We start from the raw sequence: 24,433 nt of genomic DNA on the forward strand, positions 1-24,433 counted from the left end.
TTGAACTGCACCCAAAAAGTTAGACACAATTTTGGGGTATCCTATGGAAAGAAAAGTAAAGCACAGTTATGATTTTAAGCTCCATTGTGTCGAAGAGGTCTTAAGGGGCCGATCTGCCATTTCTGTCGCATCCGAGTTTGGTTGTGACAGATCCCAGGTATGGAAGTGGGTTGTACTATACAAGCGGGGCGGGGCGTCAGGTCTTGTTCCGCGAAGCAACCGACGCTACGATGTCGATTTCAAGCTCAAAGTGCTCAAGGCGGTGGAGAAAAAATCTTTAACTTTGGATGAAGCCTGTATAAAGTTCGATATTTCCTGCGGTTCCGTCATCCGTAGCTGGCAAAGAGCGTTTACCGAAAAAGGAACAGCGGGGTTACAGGGTAGAACTAAAGACAGTCCTGAGCTTATGGCGTTTAAAAGAAGACTAAAGACCTCCGCCGAATCTTCAACAAAAGAGGAACTGCTGCTGGAGAACGAATCACTTCGGGCGGAGATTGCACTGCTAAAAAAGTTGCAGGCCTTAATTCAAGCGGAAGAAAGCAAAAAGCGCAAGCCATAATGGAATTAAGGCAAACGCATGACCTGAAATTATTGTTAGGACATGCCAAGTTGGCCAGAAGTAGTTTTTATTATCATAGCAAGCGGCAACCCATTGACAAATACCTGGAGATCAAAGAATCGATCCGTGTGATCTATCATCAGCATAAGGGCAGGCTGGGTTACCGCCGCATCACGATCCTGTTGAGGCAACAGGGTCACGCCATCAATCATAAAACCGTATTGCGACTGATGGGACTGATGGGTCTAAAAAGTTTGATCCGGGTCAAGAAGTACAGGTCCTACAAAGGGAATTTGGGCAAGACCGCCCCGAATATACTGGACCGGGACTTCAAGGCCGCCCAGCCCAACCAAAAATGGGCGACCGATATCACGGAATTCCAAGTGGCAGGCAAAAAGTTGTATCTGTCGCCCGTAATCGACCTGTTCAACGGGGAGATAATCAGTTATGAAATATCGGGGAGGCCCACTTTTGAACAGGTGGAAACAATGCTCCAGAAGTCATTCAGGAAACTACCGGCAGACAGTAACCTGATCCTGCACTCCGACCAGGGCTGGCAGTATCAGATGAAGCAATACCGCAGGCTACTGAAAGGGAAAGGCATCACCCAAAGCATGTCCCGGAAAGGGAACTGCCTGGACAATGCCGTTATTGAAAACTTCTTCGGAATACTTAAATGTGAACTCTACTACATCAACAGGTTCAGTTCGGTAGACCATTTACGCCACGAGATAAAAAAGTACATCGACTATTACAACAACGACAGGATCAAACTTAATTTAAACGGAATGAGCCCGACACAATACCGGACTCATTATTATCAATCTAATTATTAACTTGTCTAAACTTTTGGGTGCAGTCTAATTACGACGCCAATGGCAACATCCAGAACATCTACCGCAACGGCGATCTCGAAAGTCCGTCGGGTGTGATAAAGATTGATGAACTTAAGTACTCCTACGAACAGTACAGCAATAAATTGCTCGCTGTAGAGGATCAGCAGAACGACCCATCGGGATTCAGCGACGGCAATCTCTACGGGGATGACTACACCTACGATGATGATGGCAACATGACCTCGGACGGCAACAAACAGATTTACCAGATAACCTATAATCACCTGAATCTGCCACTTGCGATAAATTTTGGTAATGGCAGCTACATCAAATACGTCTATGACGCGCAAGGCGTCAAGGTCAGGAAACTGGTAAGTGCGATGCAGGCCGACACTTCGCAGCACCAGACCAAGACTTTAAATCGGCGTTGTCAAAAAGCCGATACTATGTAGAGCGCTGATTAAGAACGTATTGCTTTTTTGAATCCTTAACGAATACTAGGATTCTTGAGGAAACCGCAAAATGCCTTCATATGGGCATCAGGCAGAATAAGTGCGGTCAAAGCGTGATCAAAGCGCGATATGGCAAGAAAATTACAGGTGTCAATTTTTTGAATATTTGACAAATGGTGCAAGGTCATGAAGAGTCCCATTGTGGCAACAGCATTTACAACCAAGTATAGAATCGCTGATTCTATGGATACGAGTAGGATGGAAGAAAATCTCATCTATCATATAGCGCAAATTGAAAAAACAGCAACAAAAGATATTACAGAAAAAATATTCTAACTCGTCCAACGGCAAATTTGAAAACCCAAAAACAAACCAAAGCTGTGTTTTGTCGATTTCGGCAACATGAAGTTGGGCATGAAAAAAAAAGTTTAAAAAAAAACGATGGGCAAAATAGCACTCAAAAGCAGAGCTTCACAAAGTCTTTAAACGTTAGCATTCGCGTCTGGCCTGGATAGTTTAAAAAAACAAAACGACACAAGACAATATTGCTGTCGACAAATTGGTAGTATTGAATTGATACAAAGTAAATTACAGATTATCGGCATGCAAATTTCAATACATTTGGCTAACACAATAATCCCAAATTTATTTATTATGAAGAAAGTAATGCTATTCTTTGCTGCCATTGCCATGGCTACATCTTGCAGTACGCAAGACGATGTGCAAACAGAATCGACCGGAAAAAGTCTTAAGGTGTTCAAGAACATCGAGGACTTCAACACGACTTTAGACCGTCTGCGATCGTTCGACAGTCAGGAAGATTACCAAAACTGGATTTCCCAGCAAAGTTACAAGCCGCTTTACAACTCCGAAGGTTTCGTAGACCAGGACGAGATTCCGTTTAAGCTGCAATTCATCCTGAACGAGGACAAACAGTTTATGATCGGCGACAAGCTGATAACACTTCAGGACGGCAAGCTTTACCAAAATTCGGTAAGCGAAACAGGAAAAGCTTCCGGAGCCAAAAAGGTTTTCGGTGAAGCGTCCGTGACAAAAGTATCCGCAGCAGAACCAGTTGACGCAAGAGTCGACATTGACGGCGACGGAGGAAGTTTCAAAGAAGGCTGGGAAGAATTCAACCGCGTAAGCTATGCCGTCGGATGCAACGCACCAACCAACAAAGGATTGCGATTCCGACTAGTTCACTATCTGGTAGTGGAAAACCTGACAGTGGACGGAGCGCCTTTGGTACAATCAGATTTGCTCTGGAAGTTGAGAATGAGCCAATATCTTAACGGAAGCTGGGTTTACAACAACACAAGCACCGAGAGAAGATATAGTTTCAGCATCAGCGGCGACTATGCGATCCGAGTAAAATCGACTGGCGCTCTCGTAACGAATTTTGCTACCGGGACATTCAACAAAAGCGTGGCGAACAATTGCTCTACAACCGTGAAAGGAACCCAGGCATGGTCGTTGGGTTACAGAGGATTTCCGAAGCCGGTAAACATGAGCCTTTACAAATGGGACGTGGGCATTTCCGGACACGTTTACCACAAGGTGAATGGCGACGTTGAAGCCAATTCGGTCGATACGAATTTCAGCTGGTAATTTTTTATCCAGAACTCATTTCGCTTTAATACAAAGCCGGCTTTTTGGAGCCGGCTTTTTCTTTAGATATAAGGTATTTTCGGTTTATCCGATTCAATTTCGGATAGTTTGTAATCCAAGCACAAACCTCTTGAGATATCTCACTTTACAGAATTACCGAAAAAAACCGTCACCACAATCACTTGTCAATAGCAGCCATATTAGGAGCCGAATAGCGTTCGCCGGCAGCAGCAGGAAGTGCATTCAATCGCTCGATTTGGCTATCGTTCAGCACAACGCCATCAGCAGCTGCGTTTTCTTCCAAACGGCTGACGCGCTTCGTTCCCGGTATCGGCGCGATATCGTTTCCTTGAGCGAGCAGCCATGCAAGAGCGACTTGTGCGGGTTTGGCGTCGAGTTCGGTGGCGATCGCCTCGACTTCTTTCACGATGACAAGATTTTTGGACAGGTTTTCAGCGCTGAAACGCGGATTGGTTTTTCGCCAGTCGTCGGCGCTGAGTTGGTCCACCGAGGTGATTTGTCCGGTCAAAAAACCGCGTCCCAGAGGCGAATAAGGCACGAGTCCGATGTTCAATTCCCTCAAAACTGGCAAGATGTCGGCTTCAAGGTCGCGCACCCAAAGCGAATATTCAGATTGCAAAGCAGTTATTTGATGCACGGCGTTCGCTCTCCGTATCGTCGCAACGCTGGCTTCAGACAATCCGATATGGCCAACCTTGCCTTCCTTGATTAAGTCGGCGACAGCGCCAATCGTATCTTCTATCGGCGTATCGGGATCGACGCGGTGTTGGTAGTAAAGATCAATATGGTCGGTTTGTAGTCGTTTAAGCGAACCTTCCACGGCTGCGCGTATGTTTTCGGGTTTGCTGTCGAGTGCGTTTGCTCCGGCATTGGCATGCGAGACCAATCCGAATTTTGTTGCCAGCACCACTTGGTCGCGTTTGCCTTTTAGGGCTTTCCCGACCAATTCTTCGTTCGAATATGGTCCGTAAATTTCGGCCGTGTCGATAAAGTTCACGCCCAATTCCAAAGCGCGGTGCAGCGTTCGTATCGATTCGGATTCATCCTGCGCGCCAGTCGTGTAGTAAGCGCTCATGCCCATGGCGCCAAGTCCTATGCGGCCAACCTCGAGATTTCCCAGTTTAGTTGTTTTCATGACTTTGATTTTTGTAAGCTATAAGGTAAGTATCGTTTTTGCGATTTTGGTTTTTTGACTTATTCGTCAAAGGTCAGTTTGGTCAGCCATTGCGCCGTTTCAGCATCGCGGTGGTCGAAGAAAACGCTTTTGCCGGTTTCCAATTTGGCGATAGCGTCCATGTCGGCTTGGCTAAGTTCAAAATCCCAGACATCGGCATTTTCTATCATTCTTTCCTTTCGGATGGATTTCGGAATCACCGCAATTCCTCTTTGCAAAAGCCATCTCAAGGTTACCTGTGCGACAGACTTTTGGTATTTTTTACCGATCGACGCCAATATCTCGTTTGCGAAAAGGTCGTTCTTGCCCTCGGCGAAAGAAGCCCAGGATTGCGTCACGATACCGTGGTTTTTCAGCAGTTCGTGCTCATCGGCTCTTTGATAGAAAGGATTCACTTCGATTTGGTTTACCGCGGGCACGATCTCATTGTGCGCGATGAGGTCGACGACTCTGTCCGGAAAAAAGTTGCTTACGCCAATCGCGCGGATTTTGCCTTCTTTATAAAGCTCTTCCATCGCGCGCCACGAACCGTAATAATCGCCCATAGCCTGATGGATCAAGTAAAGGTCGAGATAGTCCAACTGCAATTTCTCAAGCGATTTCTCGAACGCTTTTTTGGTGTTTTCGTAACCTGCGTCCTGCACCCAAAGTTTTGTGGTGACAAACAGGTCTTCGCGAGGCAAGCCACTTTTCTTTATGGCATTTCCCACGGCTTGCTCGTTGCGGTAAAGCGAGGCTGTGTCGATGAGTCTGTAACCTCGGTTTATGGCGGTAAAAACCGTTTGTTCGCATTCCTGCGCATTTTCGATCTGGAAAACACCCAAGCCCAAAAGTGGCATTTCCACTCCGTTGTTCAATTTTATTGTCTGCATGCTTTGTTATTTAGATAGTTGATTATTCTGAAATGTCGTTGGCCAGCCAGGTCATCGGCTCACTTTTGCAAAAGTCCTTTAGTGCTGTATCGAGTTGTTTGTTTTGTTCCGAAACCAGATGCGCTTCTTGATCGGCTACATTTCGCCAGCCTTCGATCAAAGCGAATTTGTTCGGGTCATCGGCATATTGGTAAAGGTTGCATTCGAGATTGCCCGATGTTTTTCGTATTTGTTCGGATGCCTTCGCGAGCGTTTGCACGAACGGTTGTCGTTTTTCAGACTTCACTTCAAACAACGTAATGACGTGTTTTGTGCGATGCGTGTCATTTGCCGGAATCGCGACCTTTGCCGGAATTTCGGTCAATTCGGTAAGTGTGATTGCATTCGGTTCGCCTTCTAGCGCTGTTTGGATCACCTCGATAGCACGCTTGAAATACTGTTGTTGCTTGTGGAAATTATGGGCTTCCTTGTTCTTTAAACGTTCGAACCAAATTGGCTCGCGGTTGCTATTTTCGGGTTGAAACAAGCTAAACGAAAGGTTTCCGGATTCTTTTCGCGAATTGGCGATGTTTTGCTGAACCGCCAAAACAAAAGCGTTCCATTTGTCGTCCCCGATTTTTCCGAAGAAACCCAATTCCTGAAAACTTCGAGGCTGCTTTACGATTGTTTCCGGGCGTTTTTCGTCATCGATACTTTTCGGATTTCTGTCTGAAACACAACTTTGAACTACCAGAATTCCCAGCAACGCAACAGGAAATGTCAGCTTTCTGTAACGCGGAAAAGTTTTGCGGAAATAAATCATAATCTTATATTGTTTTAAACCGTTCGTTCCAATATTGGGTAAAAAAATTTAGGCGTCGATTGTGTCCATTAAAATTTTGGCCGTCTGTTGTGTCAGTTTCGCGTCCGAAAAAAGAATCTGCACATTATAGATCGAGGTCAATCCGGAAACCAAGAAGAAAGCTAATGCCTTGATATCTTTATCAGAGGTCAACGTTCCTGCTTGTTTGGCTTCCGCAAGCAATCCTTCGAACAAATTCACGGCTTTCAACGTCTGTGCCGACAACATCTGCGTGACGTCCTTGTCACTATTGCCAAGCTCGAAAACAGATTTCGTAAAGAGACAATCGCCCTCGCGCAAGGCAGAATCGGTCACAGATTTGATGATGTTTTTTATCGCTTCCAAAGGTTCGCTACTCTTCTGTGAAGCCGAGCGATATTGTTCGTCCTTTTGTTCGATGTAATCTTTCAGTGATTTGAGGAACAGCTCGTGTTTGTTGCCATAACTGAGGTAAATGCTGCTTCGGTTGATCTTCATCGTATCGACCAGATCGTTCATCGACGTGGCGTTATAGCCTTTTTTCCAGAACATGTTTCTGGCGGCTTTGAGTTTTTCGTCGTAATCGAATTCCTTGTTCCTCGGCATGAGGCAAAGATATGTATTTTAAACCGAACGTTCCAAATTAAAATGCGTTCGGATTTATCTTTTTTCCCAAACCTTTCCAAAACCGCATCCGCACCCGAAATTTCCTCGTAATTTAACTGTAAGAAATTTATGTTATGTTGGAAAGCGAACACAATAAAATCCAAATCGAGACAAAAAAACCAAAGCGCAAATGGTGGAAAATCGCGCTGTTTTCCGTTTTGGGAATCGTCGGATTGTTTATCCTCACGATCATCGGTGTATTCCTTTATATAGAGAACAACAAAGATGAGGTTTTGGCCAAGGTAACGGCGCAACTCAACGAGAATCTTGACGGCGAACTCAAGATCGGAGATTTGAAACCCGAATTTTTCAGCAATTTCCCAAGGGTTTCGCTGCGTTTGACCAATGTCTCGCTTCACGACAAAAAATTCTCCGAACACAAGCACGAGTTGTTGCGAGCGGGAAAAATCGACGTGACCGTAAATCTTTTTTCGTTACTTAAAGGCACAATCAACATCCGAAAAATCGCTATCGGGGATGCGAATATCGACATTTACGTCGCGCCTGACGGTTACACGAACACATCGGTTTTCAAAAAGAAGGAAAAGTCAAAATCGGATGGAAGCGGAGCCGATTTGCAGTTTCAGGAATTTGCTTTGGATAACGTAAAATTCATCGTTTCGAATCAAATGCGCAAAAAATTGCATCACTACGAAATCGCGACCTTCGAGGGGAAAGTAGATCCGAAAGGCGACGGATGGAACGCCCAGATCACTTATGAAATCCTGGCCAAAAGCATGAGTTTCAACACCGATCGCGGCAGTTTTATCGGAAACAAGAAGTTGGTTGGAAATTTCGACATCACGGCCAACGGACTCGGCGTTTACAAGTTGTCTGAACAGCCCATAAAAATAGGTGAGGAGAATTTTACGCTTTTCGCCAATTTCGATTTCTCCGATGGAAAGTCGCAGTACGGAATCCACGTCCGAAACAAAAGCATTAGGTGGAAAGGCGCGTCAGTTTTGCTCGCCGACAATATAAAGGAAAAACTCGACATGTTCGATTTTGCCAAACCGATTGAAGTCAGCTGCGATCTCGAAGGCGATTTCGATGCCGATGAAGATCCGCTCATCTACGTTCAGGCCAAAGTGCGGCACAACGAACTGCAAACGCCGGGCGGAACGATTTTCGACTGTAACTTCGACGGTGTTTTTGCCAACAATTACGACAAGAAAAAGCCCAAAACCGACGCCAATTCGGTGATTTTACTTCGCAATATGACCGGAAATTACGGAGAAGTCCCGTTTTCGATGCCCGTGATTTCGATCATCAACCTCGATGCGCCTTACGCCAAGGGTAAATTCGTGTCGAATTTCGACATTCCAAAACTCAATTCGGTAATCGATAAAGATCTGATTGCGTTCAACAAAGGCCGTGCGGACATTGCTGTAGATTTTGTGTCCGATGTTGTCAATTACAAACTCGCCAAGCCGCGAATCATGGGGAAAGTCGAAATCAAAAACGCCGATCTGGTCTACACGCAACGCAATCTCAAATTCCAGGACGTTTCGATCAACCTCGATTTCGATTCCCGCGATCTTTTCATCCGAAACATCCATATCAAAAGCGCTAAAAGCGATGTCATTATGGACGGAAAAGTGCTCAATTTCCTGAATCTGTATTACAATTCTCCCGAGAAAATCGTGCTCAATTGGAACGTTTACAGCAAGGAATTGCACGTTGGCGAATTCCTCGGAATGGTTTCGGGTAGGGCGAAAGCGGTCAAAAAAACCAAGAAAAAAGGCAACTTCACCTCAGAGATCGACGAACTGCTAGAAAAAAGCCAAATGCGTATGGCCATGAAAATCGACAAGTTGTATTATAAAAAATTTGTCGGGACGAATGCTACCGCGATTGCCGAAATCTCCGAGACGAACATCGGTTTAAAAAATCTCGGAATGCGGCACTCGGGCGGAATGATGCGCATAAACGGCAATTTGGCCAGAAGTTCAAACGGAAGCCGATACGATTTCAAGGCGGTCGTGGCCGACGTGAACGTGCGCGAGTTCTTCAGATCGTTCGACAACTTCGGAATGCAGTCGCTCAAGGCGGAAAATATTTCGGGCAAACTCTCACTCGATGTCGAACTCAAAGGCTTTCTGAACAAAGATTACAGTATGAACCAAAAAAGTATGGACGGGAAAGCCAATTTTGCTATGGCCGATGGTCAACTGCTTAATTTTGAACCGATCCAAAGCATAGGAAAACTGGCCTTCCGCCGACGCAATGTCAACGAGATCGCGTTTCGGGATTTGAAGGGAAACATCAGGATCAAAGGCGAAAAAATCGAGATCGAACCCATGAAAATCAATTCTTCGGTATTGAATCTTGACGTGGCCGGAATCTATTCGCTTGGCGCCGGAACTGATTTACGGATGGACGTGCCGCTAAGAAATCCCAAGAAAGACGAGAACATCACGGACGCCGAAGAACTCGAAGAGCGCCGCCACCGTGGGATTGTACTGCATTTGCAAGCCGCCGATGACCCAAAAACAGGCAAGGTCAAGATCAGTCTCAAAAGCAAAGGCAAGGAAAGCGAGAATTAACATTTTTTACAGATTTTCTGTAATTGGGTTTGGATTGGCTGGCGTACTTTTATCGAATACACGCCAAAATCCATATTCTATGAAAGCCTCGTTTTTTATCCCGATGTTCTTGTTGCCGTTTTTCGCAATCGCCCAATCTGACCTGGACAAAGTCATGCGCGGAGGCGAAATCTTGCTCGGCGGCCTGTCAATCCTCAAGGTCGCGCGCTCTGACGACAAGAAGAAAGACACCAAAAAAGTCGAAACCGTCTGCGTCAGGAACAAACTCACCCAAAAAGTCACGTTTCGCATCTCGGGAATCGATTCCGAAGAAAATGAAGTCAAGAAAGAGCTCGTGATTCCAAAAGACGGAAAAGAATGCCTGTTCGATATTCCCAAAATGGTCTGTACTTACGAATTTGTGCTTGCTACTGGCGAAGTCTATAAAAAAGGCGAATACAAACTTGAGGATGAAGTTACTTTTACGGTGAAAGATCCGTGAAAATCTGAATTACTGTTGTTTTTTCTCAGTCAGATATTTCCAGTAGCGCTTTGGCACGTGTTGAATGTGAAGCTTCATGTTCTTGCGCGCCTCGATATTCGTGCTTTTGAAATAGTCGTTCCAAAGCAATCCGTACAATTCTTCTTTCCCATTCAAAGTGTGAGCCGGAAGAAAAGTAGAATTTTGCTGCAATTCCGAAACAACGTCGAATGTGATTTCAGATACCGTTTCAAGATCGTAGAACAGTCCGTATTTGCGCTTGAGGTCGTAAATGATCCAGCGTTGGTCGGCGTATCGGTTTTTGAAAAAGTTCGAGATCAAGGGAAGTACGTTGAAATCGGGTTCTATCGGCGCGTAAAAAATCCCGTCGGAAGTTTCCTGAAATCGGATAAAAGCTTTCATGCGATGGCGCTCGCGGCTCACGCTTTTCTCGATCTTGGTAAGCGCCATAACAGCCGGATGTCCAAAATTGGTCTCAACGCCTTTCGGATTGTCGAAAACATAGCGTGCAAAGTCGAAAAGGAGCCGAAAATTTTCAGGTCTTTCCGATAGATAAGCGTAATAGAACTTGCGCTGCCAATCTGCGGAAACTTTCTTTTTGAAACCGTCCCAAACGCGCTTCGACTTGGTTTCATCCGAAACGACTTCGTGGACTTCGTCGAGAAATCCCGGTTGGAAATGGATTGCACTTTCGAGCTTGACGGCTTTGGGTTTGAGTTCGTAAAATTCGAAAACGGCCGTGAGCAGGCCTTCGAGAGAACCGTCGAATACGAAAGTTGTCATCAGAAAAGCGACAATTGGTTTTGGGCGACCTTTAGGTATTTGCTGTTCATTTCAGACAAGATCACAGATTTGACCTTGAAAGATTCGGGCGCGTTCAATTGAAAGACACTGTCGGCGCATCTCAGGAAATGTTTGGCGCGGTTCCAGGCGATTCCCATTTTTTGGAGTTGGTCGGAACGCAGTCGCCCGAATTTTCGGGCTTGTACGATCTTGTTGGCCGAACCGACCCCGATTCCCGGAATACGCATGATCATTTTATAATCGGCGGTGTTTACATCAACCGGAAATTGTTCCATATTGCGCAATGCCCAAGATAGTTTTGGGTCAATGTCGACATCGAGCGACGGATTGTTGGCGTTCAAAAGTTCCTTGACATCAAATCCGTAAAAGCGCATCAGCCAGTCGGTCTGGTACAATCTATTTTCTCGCAAAAGTGGCGGTTGCGTGCCAATTACGGGCATTCGCGAGTCATAACTTATCGGAATATAACCCGAATAGTACACGCGCTTCAGGTCGAAATTCTTGTAATAGGCATCGGCACTGTACATGATTTCCATGTCAGATTCAGGCGTGGCACCAATGACCATTTGCGTGCTTTGTCCGGCGGGAACGAATTTGGGTGTATTCCGGATCAATTTTCGCTCGTCCTTGAATTGAACGATGCTGTTCTGGATAAATCCGAGCGGCTTTTTGACTTCGTCGTGCGATTTGTCGGGCGCGAGCAATTTTAGCCCGGCTTCGGTAGGCATTTCGAGGTTGATGCTCATTCTGTCGGCATACATTCCGGCTTCGGTCAGTAGTTCCTGACTTGCGCCGGGAATGGTTTTCAAATGGATGTAGCCGTTGAAACGGTGTTCGATCCGCAAGATTTTTACGATCCTGACCAAGCGTTCCATCGTGAAATCGGCGTTCTTGAAAATACCGGAACTTAGGAAAAGTCCTTCAATATAATTGCGTCGGTAAAAACTCATCGTCAAATCGACGACCTCTTCCACCGTGAAAGCGGCGCGTTTTACATCGTTGCTTTTTCGCGAAACACAGAACGCACAGTCGTAAATACAGTGGTTCGTGAGCAGAATTTTAAGAAGTGATACACAACGTCCGTCTTCTGTATAAGTATGACAGATGCCAGATGCGCTGCTGTCGCCCAAACCTTTGTTGGTGTTTTTGCGATTGCCTCCGCTCGAAGAACAGGAAACGTCGTACTTTGCGGCATCGGCAAGTATGGTAAGCTTTTCGCGGATTCTGTCTGACATGGCTGGAAATTGATCTATAAAAATAAGGGAAAACGCAACCGATGTTTGGTCAACAATCGTTAAAATTGCAACATATTCAATTACATTTAGGAGAATTCACCAATTTGCACATTTTCAAACTGTAATAAAACTAAATTGCTGAATTGTACGTTAATATGTTTCAGAATGCAACGATGTTAAATTTGAAATCGTACATTTGCACTCGCAAAATTGCGCAAATGTTCATTTTATGACAATAAATTGTTAATTCTGTCGATTAATATCGGCATTCATCGATTAACGTTGTTTATTGTTCAAGAATTTAATTTATTTGCCGAAATATTTTGCTAAAAAGATTTTTTATTTACTTTTACGGCCTATGAAATTTGTCCCAAAAACAATTCTGAAAGTTACATCAGTGGCAGTGTTTACGCTTGCTGCCGTGATGGTTACAGGTATTTCCCTGGCCGCTCCAAACAACCCGCCGCCTCCGTCTCCAGGTCCGGGACCGGTGCCGCCCGGCTTGCCGATCGATAACGGCATCTTGGTTTTGGCAGTTGCCGCATCCGTTTTAGCCTTCTATAAAATACAACAGATAAAGAATAAAAAAGCCCGAATGTAAATCCGGGCTTTTTCTTTTAGTCTATTTGGCGCAATCCGTAGAGTCGAGCGATGTATTTTCCGACAACATCAAATTCCAGATTGATTTTCGTGCCAACTGTAAAGTGCTTGAAATTCGTGTGCTCGAAGGTGTATGGAATAATCGCGACACTAAATTCGCCCGGTTCGGAAGCCACAACAGTGAGACTCACTCCGTTAACGGTAATTGAACCTTTTTCTATCGTTATATTATTGAGTTCCTGATCGTAGGAGAACCTGAATTCCCAACTTCCGTTTCCTTCTTCGGCGGCGATGCAGACCGCGGTTTGGTCAACGTGGCCTTGCACGATGTGTCCGTCGAGGCGGTCGCCCAGCTTCATTCCTCTTTCGAGATTGATTTCTTCTCCAACTTTCCATTCACCTATATTGGTTTTGAGCACAGTCTCGTGAATTGCGGTCACGGCGTAGTCATTTTCCGAAAGCGAAACGACCGTAAGGCAGATTCCGTTATGGGAAACGCTCTGGTCAATCTTAAGTTCGTTGGTAAAAGTGGAGCTGATTGTGAGGTTGAGGTTGTCGCCGTCGCGGACAATATCCTTGACAACGCCCAACGTTTCTATGATTCCGGTAAACATTGGCTTTTATTTGCTTAAATTTGCCCTCAAAATTAGCGAATAAAATCCGTTGGCAAATGACCAGAAAAGCAGAAAACATCATCGTGGGAATATCAATCGGGGACTTGAACGGCATCGGGCCTGAAGTCGTGCTCAAAACCTTCGAGGATTCAAGGATGTTGGAACTTTGCACGCCTGTGATTTTCGCGAACGTCAAGATTTTGTCGTTTGTCAAGAAAACATTCGATTCCCAGTCGACACTCCACGGAATCGACAGCCTCGATCAACTCGTGACGGGAAAGATTAACGTGCTCAACGTCTGGAAAGAACCGGTCGACCTGAATCTCGGTACGAATGATCCGGTTGTGGGGGAGTTTGCGATCAAGTCTTTCCGCGCCTCGGTTTCGGCTTTGAAAGAAGGCAAGATCGATGTTTTGGTGACCGCGCCAATCAATAAATACAATGTGCAATCGGATGAATTCAAATTTCCGGGCCACACCGATTATCTCAATCAGGAACTCGAAGGCGATGCTTTGATGTTGATGGTTCAGGACAATTTGCGCGTTGGTTTGTTGACCGATCACGTTCCGGTGAACCAGGTCGCGTCGCATCTTACGGAAGCTTTGGTGCGCAAGAAAATCGAGACCGTCAAGAAGTCGCTTACGCAGGATTTCGGAATCAACAAACCCAAAATTGCGGTTTTGGGGCTAAATCCGCACGCCGGAGACAACGGTGTCATCGGTCAGGAAGACGAAACGATATTGAAGCCGGTCGTTAAGAAAATGTTTGAATCCGGAACGATGGTTTTTGGGCCTTATCCGGCAGACGGTTTCTTCGGAAGCGGCCAATACGAGAGATTCGACGCTGTAATCGCGGCTTATCACGACCAAGGTTTGATTCCGTTCAAGACGCTGGCTTTTGGAAAAGGCGTGAATTATACCGCTGGTTTGGATAAAGTAAGAACATCGCCAGACCACGGAACGGCATACGACATCGCAGGCAAAGGAATCGCCGATCACAGTTCGTTTGCCGAGGCAGTTTACATGGCAATAGACATTTTCCACTCGCGTTCTGGCTATGCGGAAATCGCGAAAAACCCTTTGAAAATCAAGGAAAAGAGCCTTGAATCAAAAAAAGGCAATTAAGTCTTTTGTTTATTTAAATATTTTTTATCTTTGCCCACCCGAATTCGGGGCAAATTGTGTGATGATGAAACAGTTGAATGAATTTTTGATTTCGTTCGCGGGATTAAAATTAGGAAAGCACCAATTTGAGTATCAGATTGATAAAAAGTTCTTTGACGAATTTGGTTACGATGAGTTTGAATCTTGCAACATCACTGTAAATGTGACGCTTGACAAGAAGACGACCATGCTCGAATTGACCTTCAAGCACAAAGGCACGGTTTACGTTCCTTGCGACTTGACTGGAGAAATGTTCGATCTTCCCGTAAAAGGAAAGATGGAATTGATCGTGCAATTTGGGGAAGAGCTCAATAATGACAATGAGGAATTGTTGGTCATTCCGCACGGAGAACATCAGATTGACATCTCTCAATATGTGTATGAAATGATCGCTTTGTCTATTCCGTTGAAGCGCGTCCATCCCGGAATCAAGGACGGAACGCTCAAGTCGGAAGCGCTCGACAAACTCAATGAACTGAAAGTAACCAAGAAAAAAGACGTCAAGGACGACAATAAAGAAGAAAGTACCGACCCACGTTGGGATAAATTAAAGTCACTGTTAACGGATAAAAAAATAAAAGAGTAAAATGGCACATCCTAAGAGAAAGGTTTCCAAAACCAGAAGAGACAAGAGAAGAACACACTATAAAGCAACTGTAGCTACAATCGCGACTTGCCCTGTAACAGGCGAGGCTCACTTGTACCACAGAGCTTACTGGCATGAAGGCAAAATGTACTACAGAGGCCAGGTAGTTATCGATAAGACTGAAGCTGTTGCTTAATACGCTGTAAGTCAATACTTATAAACTCTCACGTTGTGGGAGTTTTTTTTATTGCCTTAAATTTTAGTCGGAAATAACGTTTTCGGAAACGCCTGTTCCCGAAAAAATTTGTAATTTCAACACCTTTACGGGAAAATCCCAAAGAAGAAAATTTCTCCATCTATGAGCAAAATCACAGCCGCAATTACTGCTGTAGGAGGTTACGTTCCAGATTTCGTCCTCTCGAATAAAGTCCTTGAGACTATGGTCGATACGAACGACGAATGGATTACCACCAGAACCGGAATCAAAGAGAGAAGGATTTTGAAAGATGCAGGGAAAGGCACGTCTTACCTTGCCATCAAAGCAGCCCAAAACCTGCTGGAGCGCGGAAACGTTGACCCAAGTGAGATCGATATGGTCTTGCTTGCCACAACAACGCCTGACATGCCGGTTGCCGCTACCGCAGTTTACGTCGCTACGCAAATTGGAGCCGTAAACGCATTCGCCTACGATTTGCAGGCCGCCTGTTCGAGCTTTCTTTACGGAATGTCGACGGCCGCAGCTTACATCGAAACCGGACGATACAAGAAAGTGCTGGTGATCGGAGCCGACAAAATGTCCTCGATCATCGATTATACTGACAGAGCAACGTGCATCATCTTCGGAGACGGAGCGGGCGCTGCTCTTTTTGAGCCCAACCACGAAGGTCTTGGTTTGCAGGATGAATTTCTTCGCTCAGACGGAATCGGACGCGAATACCTCAAGATCGATGCGGGCGGATCATTGCTTCCACCATCGCAAGAAACCGTCGAAAACAAGCAACACTATGTTTTCCAGGACGGAAAAACGGTTTTCAAATATGCCGTCACAGGAATGGCCGATGTATCTGAAAAGATCATGGAGCGAAACAATCTCTCCGAAACCGATGTAAATTGGTTGATCGCGCATCAGGCCAACAAAAGAATTATCGATGCGACGGCTCACAGAATGGGCGTTGCAGACGAAAAAGTCCTGGTCAACATCGAGCGATACGGAAACACGACCTCGGGAACACTACCTTTGTTGCTGAGCGATTTCGAACACAAATTCAAGAAAGGCGACAACCTGATTTTCGCGGCATTCGGCGGCGGATTCACTTGGGGATCGATCTACTTGAAATGGGCATACGACGCTAAATAACTAAACATACCAAATTACAACCTTATGGATATCAGAGACATTCAGAACCTTATCCGCTTTGTAGCCAAATCTGGAGCTACCGAAGTTAAACTGGAGATGGACGATTTCAAGATCACCATCAAAACGACAAACGAAGCGAGTGCGCCAGAAGTGACGTATATCCAACAAGCTCCGGTTGCCATGCCACAAGTTGCCGCTCCGGTCGCTGCACCAGCTACAGCCGCTACGCCAACCGCGCCTGCTGCCGCTGCAACGGAAGATTCGAAGTACATCACCATCAAATCGCCAATCATCGGGACTTTCTACCGCAAGCCGTCTCCGGACAAACCGGTTTACATCGAGGTAGGAAGCAACATCCAGAAAGGCGACGTGCTTTGCGTGATCGAAGCGATGAAGCTTTTCAACGAAATCGAGTCGGAATACTCCGGGAAAATCGTGAAAATCCTTGTGGATGACATGTCTCCGGTAGAATTCGACCAACCGTTGTTCCTCGTTGATCCGTCTTAACAATATTTTGAATGTTGAAAGTTGATTTTCAGATAAGGGAAACCTTGTCAGACTGTCAGTATTCAACATTTTTCATTTAAAACAGACTACTATGTTCAAGAAGATATTGATAGCAAACCGTGGTGAAATCGCACTTCGCGTGATCCGCACTTGCCGCGAGATGGGCATCAAGACCGTTGCGGTTTATTCGACAGCCGATGCCGAAAGCCTTCACGTAAAGTTCGCCGACGAGGCCGTGTGTATCGGGCCGCCGCCGAGCAACCAGTCCTATCTGAAAATGTCGAATATTATCGCTGCCGCGGAAATCACAAACGCCGACGCGATCCATCCGGGTTACGGATTCCTCTCGGAAAACGCCAAATTCTCGAAAATCTGCCAGGAGCACGGCATCAAGTTCATTGGAGCGTCTCCCGAAATGATCGAAAAAATGGGTGACAAGGCTACGGCCAAAGCCACAATGAAAGAGGCCGGAGTTCCGTGTGTGCCAGGTTCTGACGGATTGTTGGAATCGCTCGACCACGCCAGAAAAGTTGCCGAAGAATCGGGTTATCCGGTGATGATGAAAGCGACTGCCGGCGGTGGAGGAAAAGGAATGCGCGCCATCTGGAAAGAAGAAGAGCTCGAAAAAGCTTGGGAAAGTGCACGACAAGAAGCTGCAGCATCGTTCGGAAACGACGGAATGTACATGGAAAAGTTGATCCAGGAACCGCGCCACATCGAGATTCAAATCGTGGGCGACGCCTACGGAAAAGCTTGCCACCTGAGTGAACGCGATTGTTCGGTACAACGTCGTCACCAAAAACTGACAGAAGAAACGCCATCTCCGTTCATGACGGACGAATTGCGCGACAAAATGGGAGCCGCCGCCGTGCGAGCTGCCGAATACATCAAATACGAAGGCGCCGGAACGGTAGAATTTTTGGTGGATAAAGACCGCAACTTCTACTTCATGGAAATGAACACACGTATCCAGGTCGAGCATCCGATCACGGAGCAAGTCATCGACTACGACTTGATCCGCGAGCAGATTTTGGTCGCTGCCGGCGTGCCGATTTCGGGCAAGAACTATCTTCCGCAGTTGCATGCGATCGAAGTGCGTATCAATGCCGAAGATCCTTACAACGATTTCCGTCCGTCACCGGGAAAGATCACGACTTTGCACGCTCCAGGCGGACACGGCGTTCGTCTCGACACTCACGTTTACGCGGGTTACACGATTCCACCGAACTATGACTCGATGATCGCCAAGTTGATTACGACGGCACAAACGCGTCAGGAAGCCATCAACAAGATGAAACGTGCGCTTGATGAATTCGTGATTGAGGGCATCAAAACCACGATTCCGTTCCACAGACAATTGATGGACGAACCGGCGTACGTCGAAGGAAACTACACGACGAAGTTCATGGAGACTTTCAAGATGAACGATCCCGAATAAATCCAGAATAAAGCAAAAAGCCTGTCACAACCGACAGGCTTTTTTATTGCTGTTGTGCGATCCAGAAAAAGGAATCGGCTCTTGCGCCAGTGATTCCGGCGTTGATCAGATCGCCGTAAATCTGGAACGTTATCGTGTCGGTTGGCACAAGTTTCACCAAAGTGTCGACACTTCTTATCGGCGGAGAAACGTCTATATTGAGCAGCGATAAATTCGCGAAGCCACTTCTGGCAACGACAACTCCGTTCTTGAGGATCGCGATCCCGAAATTGGTCGTAACGCTCAAAGCTGCCGAAGCCTTGATTTGCGAACTCACGGAGTAAACTCCGGCATTTGTCGCAGTAAAGGTGAAAGTAGTTGGATTGTACTCGTTGTTTTCGTCGAATTCCTCGAACCCGAAAGGCGCGGGCGCAACGTTTGAAGCCAATGGAATCGTGACGTTTCCCGTGTTCGAAAATCCGCCTTTTACGAAAGATTTCAGATGGCTTGTGACAACAGCTTTCGATGTTGTCCGTCTTACGTTGCCATTGTTGTCGACCACCAAAACAGAATCTTTCGCCGCCGGAAGTTTTACATTCACGGCTGTCGTTCGGATTCGCGTCGTTCCATTCACGTCCAATGTCGCCGTCGGAGCTGTAGTATTCACTCCAATTTGAGCCAATGCCGACAAACTCGTCAGCAAAAGCGATAGTAGGTATTTTTTCATTTCGGGTAAACTTGGGATTTCAAATTTACCAAAATTATTCGCAAAACGCGAATTTTAGAAACGTAGTTTGCTAACTATCAACAAAAAACCGACTTGGATTTAAGTCGGTTTTCGTGATCTGTTTTCGTATTACAGCGTTTCTTTCAGCCATCTGAAGAATTCGCGTTGCCAAACAATCGCGTTCTGGGGTTGCAAAACCCAATGGTTTTCTTCGGGCAGATACAAAAATCGGCTTTTGATTCCGAGCAATTGCGCCGCCTGAAAAGCCTCTTGACCTTGGCCGATCGGCACGCGGTAATCTTTTCCACCTTGGATGACCATTATCGGCGTATCCCATTTCGTAACGTGGTTGATCGGATTGAATTCGTCGTAGGTCTTTTGGGCAGCGGCATTGTCCTTTTCCCAATAAGCTCCGCCCGCGTCCCAATGGTTGAAGAAAACCTCTTCCGTCGTTCCGTACATCGATTGCAGGTTGAAAACGCCGTCGTGTGCTATAAACGACTTGAAGCGTCTTTCGTGGATTCCGGCCAGATAGAACACCGAATATCCGCCGTAGCTCGCGCCAACGCAGCCCAAACGTGCTTTGTCGACATATTTTTCCTTCGAGACGTCATCGATTGCCGCGAGGTAGTCTTTCATGACTTGTCCGCCCCAATCTTTGGAAATCTGCTCGTTCCATTCCACGCCGTGTCCGGGCATTCCGCGTCGGTTTGGCGCTACCACGATATAACCTTGGGCTGCCATCAACTGGAAATTCCATCGGAAAGAATAGAATTGCGAAAGTGCCGATTGCGGTCCGCCCTGGCAATAAAGCAAAGTCGGATACTTTTTATTCGGATCGAAATTCGGCGGCAAAATCACCCAAACGACCATTTTTTTGCCGTCTGTCGTGCTTACGATGCGCTTCTCGAGTTTGCTCATAGCCAAATTGTCGTAAACCGATTTGTTCACGAATGTGAGCTGTTTCCACTCTTTTTTCTTGAGATTGTACGAGAAAAGTTCGGCTGCGTGGTTCATGTCGGTGCGCGAAACGATTGCGTTGTCGCCCAAAATATCGACGATTCCGGCCACGTCAAAAATGCCGTCCGTCAACTGTTTTACGGTAACTGCGATTTTTGTCAAACCCGGGAAATTCACCTCAAAAAGCTGTTTTGTTCCGCCAACGGCCGCCGTGAAATAAACTTTCTTCGCGTCTTTGCTCCACGCGAAATCGTCGACGGTTCCGTCCCAAGCCGCGGTCAAGTTCACGTTCATACCTCTAAAAGACACGATGATGTCGTTTTTGTCCGATTCATAACCGTCGCGTTTCATCTGAAGCCAAGTCAAATCGCCGTTCGGGGAAAACTTCGGATGCGTGTCGTAACCCAAATTGCCTTCGCTGCGATTTACCGTTTTGCCCGTTGCAATGTCGTATTGGTAAATGTCAGTGTTCGTGCTTTTTGCGTACTCCGTACCCGATTTTTTCTTGGCCACGTACAAAATCGATTTTCCGTCAGGCGACCAATTATAATCTTCGTCTCCGCCAAATGGTTTTTGCGGAGCATCGAAAAGTTCGCCTTTCAGGATGTCGGTGCCTTTCGAGCCTTCCTTGTTCTCTCGGAAGAAAACGTGGTTGTAAGAGCCCGTATTCCAAGTGTCCCAATGTCTGTAATCGAGTCCGTCGTAAATTTGGGCGCCCGATTTGTCAAGTTCCGGATAGAAATCCTTGCCTTCCACTTTGGCCAGTTTCACTTCTTCGTCATAAACGATGTATTTTCCGTCAGATGAAACATTCTTGTCGTTCAAAAGTGATTTATAGTCTGTGATTTCAGTGGCTTTTCCGCCGTTTATCGGAATCGTGAAATACTTCGAATTCGACTTGTTCTCCTCGACCGACGGCGTAGCAACCTTGTAGACGATATTTTTTCCATCCTTGGAAATCCCAAGCCCGGAAACGCGTCCTAGCTTCCAAAGCAATTCGGGCGTCATGGTGTTTTGTGCCTTTACAGCGGTCATGCTCAATATTGTAAGTGTTAGTAAAGCGACTCTCTTCATCGTAATTAGTTTGAAAATGTGCCTAAAAGTACAAAAAAAGAAAAGCTGCCTTTTTGGGGCAGCCTCTCAATGTTGTTCGATTTTTGATTATTGTTTGATGAAACGCTTCACATTTCCGTCGATTTCCAGAAGATAAGTTCCGGCGTTTACGTTCGATACGGGAATTGTTCCGTTGGACACTTTTCCGACAGAAATCGTCTGCCCAAGTAAGTTCACGATCTTGAATTGTGTTCCTTCGGCAACTTCGGAAACATTCAAAATCTCGCCTTTCACCGGGTTCGGATAAATATTGAAAGCCAAAACAGGCGTTCCGTTTTCAGTTGTGCGAGCCGACGAAACGATGTTCACCGTGTAATCCTCGACTTGTCCGTAAGAGAATGTCTCGCAAGCTGTCGGGATCGCATTGTATTTCATGGAAACACGCATTCTCGTCGCGCCAAGTGTCGCGGTCGAAGGAATTGTGATAGTGCCACTAACCGGAGTCGTTTGCGAAGCCGATCTCGTCCAAGCAGTTTCGCCCGAATCAGAGAAATCGCCGTCTTGGTTCCAATCGATGAAAACCGCGTAAGCTTCGTTGTATTTCGTGCCCGTCCAAGTTGGCGTTACCGAAATCGTGTAAGAAGAACCTCGCGTCACATTTGTCGAAACCGATGTGAAATTCGTGTAACCTGTTCCGCCGGTCGAGGCATTGTTGATCGTTCCGAATTGCACGCGCCCGATCAATTCGTCCGCAACGCTGTTTCCTTGAGACGCACAATAGCTTACCGACCCGGACAAAGTCGTAACTGAAACCGTGTTGCTGTTGGTGGAAGCGTTTCCGGCAGCATCTTTCGCAAGAACGTAAAAGCTATAAGTCGTCGCGGCTGTCAAACCTGTCGCTGCGTAAGAAGTTGCTGTTGTCGAAGCTAGGAAAGTCCCATTTCTGTAAACATCATATCCGGTTACCGCGACGTTGTCTGTCGAAGCTGTCCAAGTCAAATTCGTCGAGGTTTGGCTTGTGCCCGAAGCTGACAAACTCGTTGGCGCAGATGGCGCGGTCGTATCTGTCGTATTTGTCAAAGTCGTAACCGAAACCGTGTTGCTGTTGGCAGAAACGTTTCCGGCGGCATCTTTCGCGCGAACATAAAATGTGTAAGTCGTCGAAGCGGTCAAGCCGGATGCGGTATAAGAAGCAGTAGCCGAAGATCCGACGAGCGAGCCATTTCTATAAACGTCATATCCTGTAACGGCGACGTTGTCGGTCGAAGCTGTCCAAGTCAAGTTCGTCGAGGTTTGTGTCGTGCCAGATGCTGCCAAACTCGCCGGAGTCGATGGCGCAGTCGCATCGGATGAACCGCCCGTAATGGTGAAGTTCGCGTTCGACATATCAAAGAAAATGTGGTTCGTGCCTTTCACCATGATGCGGTTTTGCGTGCCCGGCGTATTCGGGATCGTCACGGCTTGCGTTCCGTCGTTTGGCGTTGCGGCCAACAAAACGGTGGGGAAAGTGTTTCCGCCGTCGGTTGAAAGCAAAATGTCGACGTTGGCGCAGTTCACGCCGTTCGCCGTCGTGCCAGCAACTGCCCAAGTCACGGTTTGGCTCGAGCCACCGACGTAAGAAACGGCCGTGTTCGGCGCGCTGACCGAAAACGGTCCGGCGGTTGCGTTTACCGTTACGACCATATCGTCAGAATTGTTTGCTGCGAACGAACCCTGGTTGTCGCGAACGGTGAATCTAAAGTTCAAGGTTCTGGCAACTGTGGGAACGGCTTCCCAAGTCCAGGCTGTTGCGCCCGTTTTTACGGTTTCCAAACGCGGGAACATTCTCGAAGTGCTGGTCGTTGGCGAATACGAACGGAAGTTCGGGCCTCCGGTTTTGGTCGCCGTCGGCATCGAATTCGTAGTCGTGCGTTGGTTCATTTGTTCCCAACAATAGGTGAGCGCGCCGCCGTTTGCATCTGTTCCGTTTCCGGTTAGGATAAATGGCGTGCCTTTCGGAATTGTGTAATCTGCGCCAGCGTTAGCCGTCGGGATCGCATTTCCGGTAACGGTCGTCGTTTGACAAGTCGTCGATTTGACATAATTCGTGATCTGCTGGATTGAAACCGCGTGAAAATAAGCGTCAGAATGCGCCTGAACGTCGGTTGAACCCGTGATTCCGGCATAACCCATAATCGTCGATCCGGAACCTGGCTCACATTGAGCGATCGTGCCCTCGTTGCTATGCGAAAAAGTGTGGTTTCCGCCAAATTGGTGGCCCATTTCGTGAGCCACATAATCGATGTCGAAGTTGTCGCCTTGCGGAATGCCATCGGCCGGAGACGTATAACCGGAACCTTTTCCAAGCGGAACGGAACTCGTCGGATTCTTGCAGACACACCCTATACAGCCCGCGTTTCCGCCGCCGCCAGAAGCTCCAAACAAGTGCCCGATGTCATAATTCGCGCTTCCGATCACATTGGTAAGTGTGGTCTGCAATTGTTGGTTCCAAGCTCCGCCTGCTCCGGTCGATGCATTGGCATAAGGATCGGTCGATGCACTTGTGTAAATCACCGAATCGGTATTTGAAATCAGGTTCATGTGAACGCCCATGTCAATCTCGAAAACGCCGTTTACGCGCGTCATTGTGTTGTTGATCGCGGCCAATGCAAGCGCTTTGGTGCCTCCGAAGTAAGCCGTGTATTCGCCCGTGACAGACATCGCCAAACGGTAATTGCGCAAGTTACCATCGTCGGCATTAGGTCTTAGCATCGCGGCGGCGTTGACTTCTGCTTCCGCGGAAGCGATAACCCGACAATCCCATTGGTTCAGGGAAGCGGCTTTGTCAGACTTTTTGTAAACCGTGTAAACACTTGGGTCAGTCGTGTAAGGTTCGATAAAAGTCGCTGATTTGTCGGCTGCGATCACCATTGACTGAAGTCCGAGAGGCGAAAGGCTGAAGTAAACCGTCGCGCGGGGATTGGTCACGCCTTTTCCCGTATACGACTTGATTTCCGGATAGCGCGCGGCAAGTCCGGGTTCCATGTTCGAGAATTCCGACACGCGAAACTGGTCGAAACCGCCGTCGGCATTAGGAAGCGAAACGATCACGCCGTTTCCTCTGCCCGAAAAACGCTGTGGCGCGCCCGAAAGCGATTGTGCCAATTCGTTCGTGTTCAACGCTAAAAGTCTTGGTTGCTGGATCGAAGCTTTGTTTGCCACAACCTGAGATTCGGAGCTTTTCACAGCTGTGCTCCAAACCTGCCGGCCTTGTTGGGCAAACGAAAACCCGGAAATCGCCACGAAAGCGATAGAGAGTAATCTGTTCTTCATAAAATTTACTTTGGGTTAATAGTGAATCAGTTAGACGACAAATGTAATTGGATTTGATAT

Annotated in this window: 23 protein-coding genes; 13 read left to right on the forward strand and 10 right to left on the reverse strand. The window is 46.8% G+C overall.

Annotation, left to right across the window (positions count from 1 at the left end; all coding sequences use genetic code 11):
* The first annotated feature begins 43 nt into the window (after positions 1-43).
* The 4 genes from EOO49_RS00005 to EOO49_RS00020 all read left to right on the forward strand — a co-directional run bounded on the left by EOO49_RS00005 (position 44) and on the right by EOO49_RS00020 (position 3,458).
* A complete protein-coding gene (locus EOO49_RS00005; protein ID WP_290841821.1) occupies positions 44-559 on the forward strand; it encodes a helix-turn-helix domain-containing protein in 516 nt (171 codons plus the stop codon).
* On the forward strand, positions 559-1,395 hold the full coding sequence (locus tag EOO49_RS00010) for an IS3 family transposase (protein WP_290841822.1): 837 nt from the start codon (positions 559-561) through the stop codon (positions 1,393-1,395). The genes EOO49_RS00005 and EOO49_RS00010 overlap by 1 nt, the downstream gene beginning before the upstream one ends.
* A 17-nt stretch (positions 1,396-1,412) precedes the next feature.
* Complete coding sequence (locus tag EOO49_RS00015; RefSeq protein WP_290841823.1) at positions 1,413-1,847, forward strand: hypothetical protein; 435 nt, start codon at positions 1,413-1,415, stop codon at positions 1,845-1,847.
* Positions 1,848-2,501: 654 nt separating this feature from the next.
* Positions 2,502-3,458, forward strand: coding sequence for a hypothetical protein (locus EOO49_RS00020; protein ID WP_290841824.1), 957 nt, complete (start codon positions 2,502-2,504; stop codon positions 3,456-3,458).
* A gap of 178 nt (positions 3,459-3,636) precedes the next feature.
* Here the strand turns inward: EOO49_RS00020 and EOO49_RS00025 are convergent, their stop codons facing one another.
* From EOO49_RS00025 to EOO49_RS00040, 4 genes are read right to left on the reverse strand one after another with little or no spacing between them, the layout of a single operon-like run.
* A complete protein-coding gene (locus EOO49_RS00025) occupies positions 3,637-4,614 on the reverse strand; it encodes an aldo/keto reductase (RefSeq protein WP_290841825.1) in 978 nt (325 codons plus the stop codon).
* A 59-nt stretch (positions 4,615-4,673) separates the two neighbouring features.
* Entirely contained in the window at positions 4,674-5,525 is an 852-nt protein-coding gene (locus tag EOO49_RS00030; RefSeq protein WP_290841826.1) for an aldo/keto reductase, read from the reverse strand.
* A 22-nt stretch (positions 5,526-5,547) separates the two neighbouring features.
* A complete protein-coding gene (locus tag EOO49_RS00035; RefSeq protein WP_290841827.1) occupies positions 5,548-6,327 on the reverse strand; it encodes an antibiotic biosynthesis monooxygenase in 780 nt (259 codons plus the stop codon).
* A 48-nt stretch (positions 6,328-6,375) separates the two neighbouring features.
* A complete protein-coding gene (locus EOO49_RS00040) occupies positions 6,376-6,951 on the reverse strand; it encodes a TetR/AcrR family transcriptional regulator (RefSeq protein WP_290841828.1) in 576 nt (191 codons plus the stop codon).
* Between the two features lie 134 nt (positions 6,952-7,085).
* Between EOO49_RS00040 and EOO49_RS00045 the strand changes: the two genes are divergently transcribed.
* Together EOO49_RS00045 and EOO49_RS00050 are read left to right on the forward strand one after the other, a co-directional pair.
* A complete protein-coding gene (locus tag EOO49_RS00045; protein WP_290841829.1) occupies positions 7,086-9,557 on the forward strand; it encodes an AsmA-like C-terminal region-containing protein in 2,472 nt (823 codons plus the stop codon).
* Between the two features lie 79 nt (positions 9,558-9,636).
* Positions 9,637-10,038, forward strand: a complete 402-nt coding sequence (locus EOO49_RS00050; protein ID WP_290841830.1) for a hypothetical protein — start codon at positions 9,637-9,639, stop codon at positions 10,036-10,038.
* A gap of 9 nt (positions 10,039-10,047) precedes the next feature.
* Here the strand turns inward: EOO49_RS00050 and EOO49_RS00055 are convergent, their stop codons facing one another.
* Together EOO49_RS00055 and EOO49_RS00060 are read right to left on the reverse strand one after the other, a co-directional pair.
* Positions 10,048-10,821 carry a TIGR03915 family putative DNA repair protein gene (locus EOO49_RS00055; protein ID WP_290841831.1) on the reverse strand — a complete coding sequence of 258 codons (774 nt, stop codon included), beginning with the start codon at positions 10,819-10,821 and terminating at the stop codon, positions 10,048-10,050.
* Positions 10,821-12,077: a putative DNA modification/repair radical SAM protein gene (locus tag EOO49_RS00060; RefSeq protein WP_290841832.1), complete on the reverse strand. Its 1,257-nt coding sequence runs from the start codon at positions 12,075-12,077 to the stop codon at positions 10,821-10,823. Before EOO49_RS00060 ends, EOO49_RS00055 begins: the two co-directional genes overlap by 1 nt.
* A gap of 289 nt (positions 12,078-12,366) precedes the next feature.
* On the opposite strand from EOO49_RS00060, the gene EOO49_RS00065 reads away from it, so the two are divergent.
* On the forward strand, positions 12,367-12,678 hold the full coding sequence (locus EOO49_RS00065; RefSeq protein WP_290841833.1) for a hypothetical protein: 312 nt from the start codon (positions 12,367-12,369) through the stop codon (positions 12,676-12,678).
* A gap of 16 nt (positions 12,679-12,694) precedes the next feature.
* Here the strand turns inward: EOO49_RS00065 and EOO49_RS00070 are convergent, their stop codons facing one another.
* Entirely contained in the window at positions 12,695-13,291 is a 597-nt protein-coding gene (locus EOO49_RS00070) for a riboflavin synthase (protein ID WP_290841834.1), read from the reverse strand.
* Between the two features lie 56 nt (positions 13,292-13,347).
* On the opposite strand from EOO49_RS00070, the gene pdxA reads away from it, so the two are divergent.
* From pdxA to accC, 6 genes are all read left to right on the forward strand, one after another.
* A complete protein-coding gene (gene pdxA, locus EOO49_RS00075) occupies positions 13,348-14,415 on the forward strand; it encodes a 4-hydroxythreonine-4-phosphate dehydrogenase PdxA (RefSeq protein WP_290841835.1) in 1,068 nt (355 codons plus the stop codon).
* 64 nt (positions 14,416-14,479) lie between these two features.
* Positions 14,480-15,040 carry a DUF177 domain-containing protein gene (locus EOO49_RS00080; protein WP_290841836.1) on the forward strand — a complete coding sequence of 187 codons (561 nt, stop codon included), beginning with the start codon at positions 14,480-14,482 and terminating at the stop codon, positions 15,038-15,040.
* A gap of 1 nt (position 15,041) precedes the next feature.
* Positions 15,042-15,236, forward strand: coding sequence for a 50S ribosomal protein L32 (gene rpmF, locus EOO49_RS00085; protein ID WP_176006249.1), 195 nt, complete (start codon positions 15,042-15,044; stop codon positions 15,234-15,236).
* Between the two features lie 162 nt (positions 15,237-15,398).
* Positions 15,399-16,397 carry a beta-ketoacyl-ACP synthase III gene (locus EOO49_RS00090; protein ID WP_290841837.1) on the forward strand — a complete coding sequence of 333 codons (999 nt, stop codon included), beginning with the start codon at positions 15,399-15,401 and terminating at the stop codon, positions 16,395-16,397.
* Positions 16,398-16,421: 24 nt separating this feature from the next.
* On the forward strand, positions 16,422-16,904 hold the full coding sequence (gene accB, locus EOO49_RS00095; protein ID WP_290841838.1) for an acetyl-CoA carboxylase biotin carboxyl carrier protein: 483 nt from the start codon (positions 16,422-16,424) through the stop codon (positions 16,902-16,904).
* 91 nt (positions 16,905-16,995) lie between these two features.
* Entirely contained in the window at positions 16,996-18,342 is a 1,347-nt protein-coding gene (accC, locus tag EOO49_RS00100) for an acetyl-CoA carboxylase biotin carboxylase subunit (RefSeq protein ID WP_290841839.1), read from the forward strand.
* Between the two features lie 43 nt (positions 18,343-18,385).
* On the opposite strand, the gene EOO49_RS00105 is transcribed toward accC, so the two are convergent.
* The 3 genes from EOO49_RS00105 to EOO49_RS00115 form a co-directional block, all read right to left on the reverse strand.
* Positions 18,386-19,048: a hypothetical protein gene (locus tag EOO49_RS00105; RefSeq protein ID WP_290841840.1), complete on the reverse strand. Its 663-nt coding sequence runs from the start codon at positions 19,046-19,048 to the stop codon at positions 18,386-18,388.
* A gap of 129 nt (positions 19,049-19,177) precedes the next feature.
* On the reverse strand, positions 19,178-21,082 hold the full coding sequence (locus EOO49_RS00110; protein WP_290841841.1) for a S9 family peptidase: 1,905 nt from the start codon (positions 21,080-21,082) through the stop codon (positions 19,178-19,180).
* Positions 21,083-21,169: 87 nt separating this feature from the next.
* Positions 21,170-24,373, reverse strand: a complete 3,204-nt coding sequence (locus EOO49_RS00115; protein WP_290841842.1) for a reprolysin-like metallopeptidase — start codon at positions 24,371-24,373, stop codon at positions 21,170-21,172.
* Positions 24,374-24,433 lie beyond the last annotated feature (60 nt).

It is taken from the genome of Flavobacterium sp., assembly GCF_004295795.1.
Taxonomy (GTDB): Bacteria; Bacteroidota; Bacteroidia; order Flavobacteriales; family Flavobacteriaceae; genus Flavobacterium.